Origin of the sequence: Hallella mizrahii (assembly GCF_009695775.1) — a bacterium.
GTDB lineage: Bacteria > Bacteroidota > Bacteroidia > Bacteroidales > Bacteroidaceae > Prevotella > Prevotella mizrahii.
The window spans coordinates 28,673-42,529 of record NZ_VUNG01000005.1; the positions used below are offsets into that span (position 1 = coordinate 28,673).

Annotated in this window: 10 protein-coding genes; 5 read left to right on the plus strand and 5 right to left on the minus strand. The window is 50.4% G+C overall.

Annotation, left to right across the window (positions count from 1 at the left end):
• Positions 1-16: 16 nt before the first annotated feature.
• Positions 17-2,650: a DNA gyrase subunit A gene (gene gyrA / locus FYJ73_RS03465; RefSeq protein ID WP_154533325.1), complete on the minus strand. Its 2,634-nt coding sequence runs from the start codon at positions 2,648-2,650 to the stop codon at positions 17-19.
• 244 nt (positions 2,651-2,894) lie between these two features.
• Between gyrA and FYJ73_RS03470 the strand changes: the two genes are divergently transcribed.
• Positions 2,895-4,361, plus strand: coding sequence for a choice-of-anchor Q domain-containing protein (locus FYJ73_RS03470; protein WP_235899202.1), 1,467 nt, complete (start codon positions 2,895-2,897; stop codon positions 4,359-4,361).
• Between the two features lie 74 nt (positions 4,362-4,435).
• Positions 4,436-4,906, plus strand: coding sequence for a cytidine deaminase (locus FYJ73_RS03475; RefSeq protein WP_154533326.1), 471 nt, complete (start codon positions 4,436-4,438; stop codon positions 4,904-4,906).
• Positions 4,907-5,333: 427 nt separating this feature from the next.
• Here the strand turns inward: FYJ73_RS03475 and queC are convergent, their stop codons facing one another.
• Together queC and radA are read right to left on the minus strand one after the other, a co-directional pair.
• Positions 5,334-5,987 carry a 7-cyano-7-deazaguanine synthase QueC gene (queC, locus tag FYJ73_RS03480; RefSeq protein ID WP_154533327.1) on the minus strand — a complete coding sequence of 218 codons (654 nt, stop codon included), beginning with the start codon at positions 5,985-5,987 and terminating at the stop codon, positions 5,334-5,336.
• Positions 5,988-6,003: 16 nt separating this feature from the next.
• On the minus strand, positions 6,004-7,407 hold the full coding sequence (gene radA / locus FYJ73_RS03485; RefSeq protein ID WP_154533328.1) for a DNA repair protein RadA: 1,404 nt from the start codon (positions 7,405-7,407) through the stop codon (positions 6,004-6,006).
• A gap of 75 nt (positions 7,408-7,482) precedes the next feature.
• On the opposite strand from radA, the gene FYJ73_RS03490 reads away from it, so the two are divergent.
• Positions 7,483-8,400: an ABC transporter substrate-binding protein gene (locus FYJ73_RS03490; protein ID WP_154533329.1), complete on the plus strand. Its 918-nt coding sequence runs from the start codon at positions 7,483-7,485 to the stop codon at positions 8,398-8,400.
• Between the two features lie 12 nt (positions 8,401-8,412).
• A complete protein-coding gene (locus FYJ73_RS03495; RefSeq protein ID WP_154533330.1) occupies positions 8,413-10,653 on the plus strand; it encodes a tetratricopeptide repeat protein in 2,241 nt (746 codons plus the stop codon).
• Between the two features lie 8 nt (positions 10,654-10,661).
• On the opposite strand, the gene FYJ73_RS03500 is transcribed toward FYJ73_RS03495, so the two are convergent.
• Positions 10,662-11,561 (minus strand): glycoside hydrolase family 25 protein, encoded by a 900-nt coding sequence (locus FYJ73_RS03500; protein ID WP_154533331.1) that lies wholly within the window; start codon positions 11,559-11,561, stop codon positions 10,662-10,664.
• Positions 11,562-11,712: 151 nt separating this feature from the next.
• On the minus strand, positions 11,713-13,368 hold the full coding sequence (locus FYJ73_RS03505) for a diphosphate--fructose-6-phosphate 1-phosphotransferase (RefSeq protein WP_154533332.1): 1,656 nt from the start codon (positions 13,366-13,368) through the stop codon (positions 11,713-11,715).
• Between the two features lie 191 nt (positions 13,369-13,559).
• Here FYJ73_RS03505 and FYJ73_RS03510 point away from each other — a divergent pair, with 191 nt between their 5' ends.
• Positions 13,560-13,832 (plus strand): hypothetical protein, encoded by a 273-nt coding sequence (locus FYJ73_RS03510; protein ID WP_154533333.1) that lies wholly within the window; start codon positions 13,560-13,562, stop codon positions 13,830-13,832.
• Positions 13,833-13,857: the final 25 nt, after the last annotated feature.

The window sequence follows — 13,857 nt, forward strand, 5'->3', positions numbered from 1 at the left end:
TATCTATTATTTCTCCTTATGCCTGGGTCTCGGGATCGTCGGGCGTCGTCGTATCTTCTGCCGGAGCATCAGCCGCAGGATGCTCTCCCGCTGTCGACTCGTCGAACTGTTCGTTCTTCTCAAGCATCTTCTGGTGGCTTTCTTCCTCTACGGTAGCCTCCAGTTCGGAACTCATCACTTTGCAGACGCTGGCGATGATGTCATTCTTCTTGGCGAGGTTGATCAGGCGCACGCCTTGTGTTGCACGTCCCATGATGCGCACCTCCTTCACAGCCAGTCGGATGACAATGCCACTCTTGTTGATGATCATCAGATCGTTCTCGTCCGTGACATTCTTGATAGCCACCAAGCGACCGGTCTTCTCAGTGACAGCCATGGTCTTGACACCCTTACCGCCACGGTTGGTCTTGCGGTAGTCTTCCACCATCGAGCGCTTGCCGTAGCCGTTCTCACTGACGACCATCACTGTCTCGGTCTCTGCGTCGTTGACAACGACCATACCGACAACAGCATCGTCGCCCTCGTCCAAACGCATACCACGCACACCGGTAGACACACGGCCCATGCAACGCACGTCGTTCTCGTCGAAGCGGACAGCCTTACCATTGCGGTCGGCCATGATCAGTTCGTTATGTCCATTGGTCAGACGCACGTCGACCACCTCGTCACCTTCGAGGATGTTGATGGCCTGCACACCATTGGCACGCGGACGTGAGTATTCCTTCAGAGAAGTCTTCTTGACGATACCATTCTTCGTGGCAAAGACGACATAGTGACTGTTGACGAATTCCTCATCCTCCAAGCCGCGTCCACGGAGACGCAGAGATACGTTCACTGCATCGTCGGGATCGATGTTGAGCAGATTCTGAATGGCACGTCCCTTCGACGTCTTGTCGCCCTCTGGGATGTCGTAGCAGTGGAGCCAGTAGCAGCGGCCCTTCTTTGTGAAGAAGAGCATCGTCTGGTGCATCGTGGCAGGATAGATATACTCTGTGAAGTCCTTCTCACGCGTATGGGCTCCCTTTGAGCCGACGCCACCGCGCGCCTGCTCACGGAAATCGCTCAGCGGCGTGCGCTTGATATAGCCGAGGTGGCTCACCGTGATCACCACTGGATCATTGGGATAGAAGTCCTCAGCGTTGAACTCATGCTCGTCGGGGATGATCTGTGTACGGCGGTCATCACCATATTTCTCCTTCACCTCATTGAGATCGTCTTTCATCACCTTCTTGCAAAGCTCAGGATCATCGAGAATAGACTGCAAATAAGTAATCTGCTTCTCCAATTCCTCATATTCTGCGTGCAACTGATCCATTCTCAGTCCGGTGAGCTGAGAGAGTCTCATGTCCACGATGGCCTTGCTCTGGAGATTGTCGAGGTTGAACCGTTTCTCCAAATTGGTCTGAGCCTCAGCCGGTGTCTTGCTGCCACGAATGATATGCACCACCTCGTCGATATTGTCACAGGCAATGATCAGTCCTTCGAGGATATGGGCACGCTCCTTGGCTTTGTTCAGATCGAACTGCGTGCGGCGGATTGTCACCTCATGACGGTGATCCACAAAATAGCGGATACACTCCTTCAGAGAGAGCAACTTCGGGCGAAGCTGCAGATGGTCGTGCTTGCTCGGCACCAGCGCAATGCAGTTCACAGCGAAAGAGCTCTGGAGTGCCGTCATCTTGAAGAGCTTGTTGAGGATGACCTTGGCGTTGGCATCTTTCTTCACGTCGACAACGATACGCATGCCCTGACGGCCGGTCTCATCATTGACATTGGAGATACCCTCCAACTTGCCTTCCTTCACGAGATCAGCGATATACTCGATGAGCTGCTGCTTGTTGACACCATAAGGAATCTCCGTGACCACGATGCGGTCGTGGCTGTCATCGCTTTCGATCTCAGCCTTGGCACGCATGATGATGCGTCCCTTACCCGTCTCATAGGCTTCCTTGACACCCTTGAGGCCATAGATATAAGCACCCGTGGGGAAGTCTGGAGCCGGGATATACTTCATCAGTCCATCGGTGTCGATGTCTGGATTGTCGATATAAGCGCAGCAGCCGTTGATGACCTCGCTCAGGTTGTGAGTAGGAATGTTGGTAGCCATACCCACGGCAATACCGTTACCGCCATTGACCAGCAGGTTGGGCACCTTGGTAGGCATCACCGAGGGCTCCTGGAGCGTATCGTCGAAGTTGTTGACCATATCAACAGTATTCTTCTCGATATCGTCCATGATATGCTCACCCATCTTGGAGAGACGGCACTCGGTATAACGCATGGCAGCAGGAGAGTCGCCGTCAACACTACCGAAGTTACCCTGTCCGTCTACAAGCGGATAGCGCATGTTCCAGTCCTGGCCCATACGCACGAGGGCACCATAGACCGAGCTGTCGCCATGAGGATGGTACTTACCCAGCACCTCACCCACGACACGCGCGCATTTCTTGTAAGGTTTATCACTCGTGTTGCCCAGTCCAAGCATACCATAGAGGATACGCCGGTGCACCGGCTTGAATCCGTCTCTGACATCCGGAAGGGCACGGGCCACGATCACTGACATAGAATAGTCAATATAGGAGGATTTCATCTCCTCTTCTATATTGATTTTCATGATGCGGTCCTGGTCAATTGTCCGATTCTCGTCCATGTTATCTTTTTGTTGTTTAAATTCCGTTTAACGGCCTTTATTTGCGTTCTAAGCCGTTTGGATGATTTTTCAAGGTGTAAAGTTACAAGTTTTTTCTCATACAGCAAAACATTTAAAACGAAAATAAAGCATGTTTTTCTAAGGATATATCGTTTTGTCTTGATTCTGCGATTCTTTTTGTCTTGCTCTACTGATTCTTTGAACTGACATTACAATAATATAATAAGGTGTCCGTTATCAGCATATGATGAAAATAGAAAAAAACAGCGGACTCATGGACCTTCTGCTTTGCATGCTGATGGTCGTGGTGACGGCAGCATGCACCAACGACGATGACTTTGTGGCATCGTCAGCCAGCCGTGTGACTTTCTCCGCTGACACCATTCGCTTTGATACCGTCTTTGCCAATGTGCCTTCCACGACAAAGTCTGTTTGGGTATACAATCACTCCGACGAAAACATACGGTTTCAAAACGTCAGCACCGGCAGGGCTTCACAAACAGGCTTCCGCGTGAATGTCGACGGCATCTACTTGGGAGCGGAGAACAACTACCAGAGTGGCGATATAGAGTTGAGAAAAGACGACAGCCTCAGGGTGTTTGTGGAACTGACAGCACCCAAAGCCTCCTCTGACTCTCCCACACTGACCGAGGACGATCTCGTGTTCTCCTTAGGAGACGGCGCCGAGCAGAAGATCCATCTCAACGCCTATACTTGGAATGCAATCATGGCACGCAACATGGTAGTAAGCCGTGACACGACCATCAACTCGCAAGGCCGGCCGCTTGTCATCTATGGAGGCATCAGGGTGGACAGTGCTGCTACACTGAAGATAGCAGCCGGACAGACGCTCTACTTCCATGGCGATGCCGGTATGGATGTCTACGGAACGCTCATCGCCCAAGGCAATGACCATCAGCCCATCACGCTGCGGGGCGACCGAATCGACCGGATGTTTGACTATCTGCCCTACGACCGTGTACCAGGCCAATGGAAAGGTGTACACATCCACACGTCGTCCTATGGCAACCAATTTGAGTATACCGACATACACAGTGCCTTCGACGGCGTGGTCCTCGACTCTTCTGATGTCAACAAACTCAAACTTACGGCTTCGCAGATGACCATCCACAACTGCCAGGGCACCGGCCTGAAAACCACTAACTGCAATATCGTGTTGAGCAACGCACAGATCACCAACACATTAAGCGACTGCGTTGAAGTGGATGGCGGAGTAGTTGAGATCAACAACAGCACGTTGGCGCAGTTCTATCCCTTTGACGGAAACCGCGGATATGCCCTACACTTCAGCGCCAACCATCCACTCACTAAGCTGAATGTCACAAACTCTTTGATTACAGGTTACGCAGATGACTTGATCAGTGGCGAACGCCCGAAAGACGAGGCCAAGCCGTTCAACTTTGACTTTGAGGATTGCGTGCTGCGCACACCGAAGCCCACGACGGCAGACAGCGTATATTTCAAGAACATCATCTACGAAGATGTCAAAGACACGACGATATACGGGGAAAAGAATTTCGTGAAGATCGACGCTGACAAGCAATACTACGATTTCCACCTGAGCAAGATCTCCGCAGCCGTGGACAAGGCAAACGCAAAGACTGCCCGGCCTATCGACCGCGACGGAGTGAAAAGAGATGAGCTGCCCGACATCGGTGCCTATGAATACCGAAAGGAAGGTAGCAATTGAGTATCGTTTCTACAAAAGACACTCACGCCCTCTATCCCTAAAAAGATTACCAAGCATGTAAAACAATAGCAACTATGGAACACCTCAACATCAATATCAACATCGACATCTGCTCTAAGCAGGAGTTGACAACCGAAGAGCAACAGTTAGTAGACCGTGCCCTGCAAGCCTCTTATCACTCGTTTGCACCATACAGCCATTTCCATGTCGGTGCAGCTGTACTCTTGGAGAATGGCATCACCGTCATCGGTGCCAACCAGGAAAATGCAGCCTTCCCTTCGGGGCTTTGCGGTGAACGTGCCTGCATCTTCTCTGCCCAATCGCAATATCCCGACCAGCCCATCCGCATTCTTGCCATTGCTGCGAGAAACGGAGAAGAGCAGACCGAAGAGCCCGTGACACCTTGCGGATCGTGTCGGCAAGTGATCCTGCAGATGGAACAGCGCTATCACAAGCCTGTGGAAATCCTGCTCTGTGGCACTGAGAAATATTATCGGGTCAGCAGCATCCACGATTTGCTGCCACTGTCCTTCGATCAGCTATAAATGACATAACTGTTCGATAAACTGACAAAAAACGGGCCACGAGAAGGTGCTCGTTGAAAATAAATGTAGACGTGGTCGCAATTTCGCGATTTTTGAACCATTTTACAACATATTGATAATCAAAGCGTTACAAAATACACGTTTTTTCGTTCTTATCAAAGTACCTTTCTGATCGAAAATTTTCTAGAGAATTTTCGGTCAGAAAGGTTGTTTGACCTTATCAAACAACCGAGATGTACGCCAAAAACAACTGAGATGACCAAGTAAACTCACTGAGATGAGACCTTCATCAAGCAAAAAACGATGATAAAGACTCATTTTTGCTGCATCATAAACAAAAAAGCCTGTTCGCCGCTCTCTATTTTGAGAGTTGCGGCGGACAGGCTTTTGTCAAGAAAAAACGTGTAGTTGTGCTATGAAGAATGATCTAATCTTCATACTCTGTGGTGTCTTCGATACCAGCCTCTTTGAGCGCTTCCTTGCGTTCGCGGCAGGTACCACACTTGCCACAGTGCTTTTCTCCACCTTTATAGCAACTCCAAGTCTCGCTGTAGTCAATGCCCAGCGCCTTGCCATGTCGGGCTATGTCGGCCTTCGAGATATTGGTGTAAGGAGCCAAAATCTCCACACCCACAAACGTACCGGCTTTCGTGGCATGAGAGAAAGCCTCAACAAACTCCGGACGGCAGTCGGGATAGATGGTATGATCGCCGCTGTGGTTGGCCATCATCACGTATTTGAGTTGGTGACTCTCTGCTATGCCTGCAGCAATGCTGAGCATGATGCCATTACGGAAAGGCACCACTGTCGACTTCATATTCTCTTCGTCGTAGTTACCTTCCGGGATAGCCTCAGCCCCCTCAAGCAGACTCGACTTGAAATACTTGGGCATGAAGTCCAAGGGAATGGTGATATGGGGAATCCCCAACCGCTTGCAATGCATTTCCGCAAAAGGTATCTCGCGTGCGTTGTGGTTGCTGCCATAGTCAAAGGAAATGCCAAGGGCGATGCGGTCCTTAAACTCATAAAGCATCGTGATGGAGTCCATGCCACCACTGACAATAATCACAGAATCTTTCATTTTGTCTTTTTATTGATTAACCGAACAGCGTTCTGAGCGCTCCCTCTACTTTTCGTACAGGATGGAGTTCAATCTTATATTTCTTTGTGTCTATATTCTTCATATTATAGGCCGGCACGATGATATGCTGGAAGCCCAGTTTCTCAGCTTCGGCAATCCGCTGCTCCAGTCGTGCCACCGGACGCACCTCGCCACTGAGTCCCACTTCCCCACACATACACCATCCTTGCTCTATCGGCGTGTCGACATTGCTGGAGAGTACGGCAGCTATTACGCTCAGATCCATGGCCATGTCCGTCACCCGCAAACCTCCGGCGATATTCAGAAACACGTCTTTCTGCATTAGCTTGAAGCCGACACGCTTCTCCAAAACCGCCAAGAGCATGTTGAGACGGCGCTGGTCAAAACCTGTTGCCGAGCGCTGGGGCGTGCCGTATGCGGCTGTGGACACCAAAGCCTGAGTCTCTACCAAGAAAGGGCGAACACCCTCTATTGCCGAAGTAATCGCCACGCCGGACAGTCCATCATGCTCTTCGGCTATCAACAACTCAGAAGGATTGGACACCTGACGCAGTCCGTCCTGACGCATCTCATAGATGCCCATCTCAGAAGTACTGCCAAAACGGTTCTTCGTGCTGCGCAGCATCCGGTAGAGATAGTGCTGGTCACCTTCAAACTGGATCACCGTGTCAACGATATGTTCCAGGATCTTTGGCCCGGCCAGCGTTCCCTCCTTATTGATATGTCCGATCAAAATCACCGGCACACCGCTCGACTTGGCAAAACGCAGCAGAGCCGCGGCACACTCCCTCACCTGAGAGATGCTGCCGGGCGAGGAGTCCACGCTTTCCGTAGCAATGGTCTGCACGGAATCGATCACGACGATGTCTGGTGCTACATCCTGAATATGCTTGAAGATCTTCTCCAACGAGGTCTCGCAAAGCACCAGCAGAGACTCCGGAAAAGTGGGCGACAGGCGCTCAGCCCTCATCTTGATCTGATGGGCACTCTCCTCTCCACTAACATAGAGAATCTTTTTCTCCGGCATCTTCAGGAGCGTCTGCAAGGTCAGCGTAGACTTTCCGATACCCGGCTCACCACCCAACAGCGTGATGCTTCCCGGCACGAGTCCGCCACCCAACACGCGGTTGAGCTCGGCGTCGTGCATATCTATGCGAGGCTCGTCCTGAAGGGGTATGTCACGCAAACGCACGGGAGCAGCACTCTGTCGGCTGAACGGCGACTGTCTCGACTGCTTGACACTCAGCGCCGCATTGCGGGCTGCCGACGAGCCAGTCTCTCCGGCTACCTTTATCTCCTTGAACGACTGCCATTCACCACACTGCGGACACTTGCCCAGCCACTTCACCGACTCGTACCCACAGTTGCTGCAGACATACATTGTTTTATCTTTGGCCATATTCGTTTCTGATTATGATTGCAAAAGTAGCATTTTTTTTTGTGTTTACAAAATATTTCGTACCTTTGCATAGTCATGAGAAAATATCAATACCTTCTGTTTTCTTTGCTTTCCATCGCCTTTTTGGCCTCTTGTGGAAAGTCATACAAAGAGCAGCAACGACTCAGCCGCGAACAGCAGATTGAAGCTGCCCGCCAGGACTCCGCGGCTCTCAAGATAGCCACAGTGCCGACGATGGACTGCCTCCCTCTTTTCATTGCAGCGGAAGACAGCTTGTTTCAGAAAGCAGGCGTAGACGTAAGGCTGAAGCGGTTCGGCAGTCAAACCGATGGCGACACCCTACTTCGCAGCAAGAGAGCAGAAGGCATTGTCACAGATCTCGTCAAAGCCGAGCGCTTGCGCCGCCAGGGCATCGCACTGAACTTTGTGACCTCTACCGGCGCCTCATGGCAATTCATCAGCAACCGCATTGCCCGTGTGACAGAGTTGAAGCAGCTCTCTGACAAGATGGTGGCCATTGCCCCCTACTCCGCTACACAGATGCTGGCCGACTTGACCATAGACAGCGCACGTCCCAAGGAAACGGTCTATCGCATAGAGATCAACGATGTCAACATCAGATTGAAAATGATTCTCAACAATGAGATAGACGCGGCTTTGCTCCCGGAGCCTCAAGCCTCTCAGGCACGTCTCTTTCAGAACACCGTGCTGATGGACAGCCGTGACAAGAACCTGCATCTTGGTGTGATTGCCTTCCGACAGAAAGTCATGGAGAACAAGGATCGACGACAACAGGTCAAGAAGTTCCTGCAAGTCTACGACGCTACCGTGGACTCTATCAACAAGCACGGAGTGAAGCACTACGGCAAGATCATCTGCAAATATATGGGAGTGGACATGCGCACCGTCAATGCCCTACCTAAGATGACCTATCATCATGCCACCGCTCCACGGCAGAGAGACGTCGCACGAGGAGCAAGGTTCACACCTTAAATATTTTAGATTATGGATGGAAAAGCACGAGAAGATGCTGCTATAAAGTCCAGGGATCAGCTCATCATATTAGGACTGAAACTGGAGAGAGATTGTAATGTCGGTGAGACCTTGCGCTTGCTCAATCAGCTGTTAGGGCAACAAGACGCGTCATGGATACGTGAGCGGCTGGACGACATCACAGACAACTACCACCGTTTGTCGGACTTCTATCTGCAAGGCTACGAGGATCCACAACGCCAGCAGTTCTACAAGCTGTTGGCAGCTCAGTTGGATGGCATCATCCGCGATCTGATATTGGAGGATCTGAAAGTTGAATATCCTTATCTCAAATATCTCAATCCCCAACGGCAGATACCGTCCGTCGACGATATGCGTCAGCAACTGGAGAGCTATGTCACCGACATGGCTATGGCTTCGCTTTCTGCACTCAACGGATCCAACGACAATCTGACTGACATCCACAAGCGCCATGCCAATAATCTGCGATCTTACTTCAACCTCACTGTCGCTTCTCCTCAGTGGCGACACGAATACGCCGTGAGTTTCGAGAAACTGTTGCTCTCGCCGGCTATCGACTCCGCTGATGCGCAGTTGATGGTATCAGCCATGACGCTCGCCTGCCTCTTGGTAGCGGATGCAGAAAAGATACTGACGCTCATCCATGTCTTCCAAAAAAGCCAGGATGAGCGAGTCAAGCAACGCGCATTTGTTGGGTGGGTGTTTGCACTCTCCAATGGGAGATACCAACTCTATGATTCTGTTCGGCAAGCCGTGAAAGAGGTCCTGTCTGATAATAGCGTGAAAAGTGCATTGCTCGATATGCAGATACAAATGGTTTATTGTCACTATGCCGAAAGAGACAATGACGAACTGCGCAAAAACATCATGCCCAACATCATCAAAAGCCAGGACTGGCAGATGATGAACATGGAATCCACGTCGTCCGACGAGAGTTCTTTGGAAGAGATTCTTCATCCCGACGAGGCCGACAAGCGTATGGAAAGTCTTGAAAAAAGCATCAACAAGATGAACGACATGCGCAAACAGGGCATGGACATCTATTTCGGCGGATTCTCACAGATGAAGCGTTTCTCCTTTTTCAACCAGCTCTATAACTGGCTGATTCCCTACACGCCCACTCATCCCGACTTGGGCATTCTTCCGGAAGAGCTTCGCAATTCGGGATTCTTGGACAAATTGTTTAAGGAAGGTCCCTTCTGTGACTCTGATAAATACAGCTTTTCCATCGCCCTATCATCCGTTTATCAGCGCCTGCCGCCCGAGGTGAGAAACGTGTTGCTCAGTGGCGAGGTGAGCCTTAACATGCTAGACGAGAGCGGAGAGCCTTGGAAACATTCGGCGTATATCCGCCGGATGTATCTCCAGGATCTCTATCGCTTCTTCAAGCTCTGCGGTCAGCGTCATCCCTTCTTCAATGCTTTCGGTTACGCCCATCCTATCATGTTTTTCACAAAAGACATGATCAGTTCGGAGATGCGCCAACAGCTTCCGGCGCTGATTAGCTTTTTGCTGAAAAAGAAGCTTTGGGATTCTCTTCAGTCGGTAGTTGAGTGTTTCGCTACTTCCCACGAAAAAGAGCCTGACTGTCAAGGCGACGAAGTAGCGAAGAGCTTGAAGCTGGCCTCTGCTGCCTTGTGTATGCACAATTCCGACTTTGTCTCAGCGGCAGACTACCTGAAAGAGCTGAGCAAGATGGAGCCGGACAATGAATCGCTGCTCCGACAATATTCCTTAGCCGTATTCAAATCGGGACGCTTTGAGAAAGCTTCAGAAATATACAGAACTCTGACACAACGCTATCCCCAAAAGATGTCTTATGCCTTGGGGCTTGCCATCTCGCTCATATACTGTGGCAAGGCTGATGAGGCCGTCTCTGTGCTCTATAAGTTGGATTACGAGCATCCAGAGGACACTGAGGTTCAGCGTACTTTGGCGTGGGGACTATTGTGGGTAGACCGGACTGAAGAGGCACAGAAACTCTATAAAAGTCTATGCTCAAGTAAAGAAGCTCTTCCTGATGACTCGCTCAACGCTGCTTACTGCTACTGGTTCCAAGGTCAGCGGAAACAAGCCCGGGAAATGCTACGGAAATACATCGGGCTGAGCAAGTTGGAGAAAGACGAAAGTGCAGCTTCCTTCCTTTTGAAGAAGTTCCATAATGATCGGGACATCTTCCTGCACTATGGGATAGACGATACAGCACAGAAAGTCATGGCAGACATCGACTGACAGAATCTTCACTCAGCCACCACGACATTTTCCTGATTGCCTATCGTCAGACGCATGAGGTCGTAATAAGAACCATTGTAGATATTCAAGTCCACATGACCTTTGATACCTGGCAGCTTACCCACATCGGTATGCTGCCAGAACTTCCATTTGCCCTGATACTCCACTTTGTCGACATAATAGTGAGCGATCCAATATGGGTAGTCGTCAAAGACCGGAGCACTCAGATAGGCATCCTTGAATTTATAATAAGTATAGATGATAGGCTTCACACCATACTTATTCTCTACGATATGAAGCCACGTAAGGATATCCGTTTGGAAATCCTCCACGCTCTCGTTCTTCGGCTTATGTTCCACGTCGAGCACCGGTGGCAGATCACCGTCCAACAAATGAACTTTGCTCAGGAAATAATTGGCTTGAGATCTGGCTGAGGAGTTATTGCTCCAAAAGTGATAAACGCCTCTGATAAAGCCATATTCCCGTGCTTGATAGAAGTTCTCATCGAAGTTGGGATCAATGCGCGAGGATCCCTCTGTGGATTTGATGATGATGAAACGAATAGGACAACCGTCGACCATCGCATTGGAGCGTAGCCGGTCCCAGTTGATCGTACCCTGATAGTGCGAGATGTCTATGCCATGTACCTCATAGCCCTCGGGATACTTGTCGTCACCATAGAGCGCACGCCAACGGAAACCGGTTGGACCTACGAAGAAATAATAGAAGGCCCACACATAAACCACGATACCGGCCAACCCACCGAAAATAGCCGCGCGGCTGAGATGTATGTGAAGAAAAGGAAGACGTATGCCTACAGAGCCACGACGCGACGACCGCGAACGCGATGAAGTGCGTCGGCGGGAAGAGGTTTTTCTTCGTCTGGTGGTTTGTCGTGTGTTTGTCATCTCTTAGATTTGTCTCCTATTATATATAAAGAAGAGGCATCCTCCACCCATGTTACCACATAAGGAGGATGCCTCGTCAAAAGAGGAATGTCTCACAACTTTCGTGAGCATCCTTATCATAGAGAATCGACGAACGATTCCCAAAGTTCAATTAGCGGTTTGCCTTAGCCTCGTTCTCCAAAGCCAGCGTACGGGTCTCACGGTCGCAGACCTCAGAGGGACCCCAATACTGGATAGGACCGGGATAGACATAGCAGGTCTCACGGGCCCACTCATCACGCTTCTCAGCAAACTTCTTGAAAGGTGCACCGTCGAGTTCAACGAGAGCTTTACGGATCACAGGCTTCATCTCACCATTGCGGCGCTCCATGTTCATCATCATAGTGATTGGCACACCACCGGCTTTCCACTCATCGGTAGAAGCGGAGAGGTTCTGAACGATAGCCATGTAACCCGTCTTGCCGTTGGCAATCAGGTGAGCGGCACTCACACCGAGTGCATAGCAGTAGTCAGCGTCGAAGTTGGAAGGAGCAGCGCAACGGCCCTCGTAGCCGAAGAAATGGTGCTGGGCAGCAAACTTACCACAATACTTACCCTCTTTCTTCCACTCGTCGAGCTTAGCAGCCACCATGTCAGAGAGCAACTTCTCGGTTTCGATCAGAGATACCTGTACGTTTCCGTGCGGGTCACGGTCGAGGGAGAGCTGACGTGCCACAGCCTCAGGCAGTGTGGCGAAAGTCTCTGCATTCTCCTTGCTCAGGTGAGCGAGGATATACTCGCGCTGTGCGTCTTTCTCCAGATCCTTGTAGTCTGCACCATGAGCGGCGAGCAGGTCGTTGAGCTCATCGATCAGACGGCCAATGGCAGGAATGAACTCGATGAGACCCTCGGGAACGAGCACCACACCAAAGTTGTTGCCGTCCTCTGCGCGCTTAGCGACAGCAGTGGCAATCTGCTCCACGATATCGTTGAGCGTCATATCCTTCTTCTCTACTTCCTCAGAGACGATGCAGATATTTGGCTGTGTCTGCAGAGCGCACTCCAAAGCGATGTGAGATGCAGAGCGACCCATCAGCTTGATGAAGTGCCAGTATTTACGGGCAGAGTTAGCATCACGCTCGATGTTGCCAATCAGCTCGGAGTATACCTTTGTAGCGGTATCGAAGCCAAAACTGGTCTCGATCTGATCGTTCTTCAGGTCGCCGTCGATGGTCTTCGGGCAGCCGATAACCTGGATACCATAGTTCTTGGCAGCATAGTACTCAGCGAGCACGCAAGCGTTGGTATTGGAGTCGTCACCACCGATGATGACCACTGCCTTGATGTCGAGCTTGCGCAGAATCTCAAGACCCTTCTCAAACTGGTCTACCTTCTCCAGCTTGGTACGGCCGGAACCGATCATGTCGAAGCCACCGGTGTTGCGATAATCGTCAACGAACTCTGGAGTGAGCTCGATATACTTATGGTCAACAAGACCGCCAGGACCCATGAGGAAGCCATAGACCTTGTTCTCAGGGTTCATCTTCTTCACTGCGTCGAAGATACCGCAGATGACATTGTGACCGCCAGGTGCCTGACCACCGGAAAGGATCACACCGACATTCATCTTGCGGTTGGCAGACTCCTCACCGGGCACAAACTCGATAAGCGGCATCCCGTAAGTATTCGGGAAAAGCTTCTTGATTTCTTCCTGGTCACCTACACTCTGGGTAGGAGCTCCCTCTTTTACGCTGACAGCACCTTTGAGGCCCTTCGGCAACTTTGGCTGATATTGGGCACGGGCTTTCTGCAAAAGACTCTTTTTCATTTTAGAAAGTTCGATTAATTAATTAAAAACAGTATACTACATGCAAAAGTACATTATTTCATCGAGAAATGAGAAGAAAAAAGAAAGAAAACCAGTTTTTGAAACATTTTTTTTGCACGACGGGCGACGTTTCATCTTTTTTTCTTATCTTTGGAGAAAAATAAAGTATCACTCACTTAATCATTACTATTATGGCTAAGAAAAAGGATTTAAAACATTCTATTAATTGCATCTGCAGCGACCTCTTCGCCGAGGCAGTAGCCGCTTCGTTGTATGGCGCAGAGAAGGACAGCACCGATGCACAGCAACTTCTGTCTTCCATCATTGTCCTGCGTGACGATTTTGTAAAGCGTGTCTCCCATCCAGAACCGGGAATGGAGCCAAGGCAGTACTACACCAACCTCATCAACGACTTCAATCATCAGATTTCCGACATCATCGACCAGATCAGCAACCTCGGCTAATACCGGTTGCAGTTTTCTGAATACA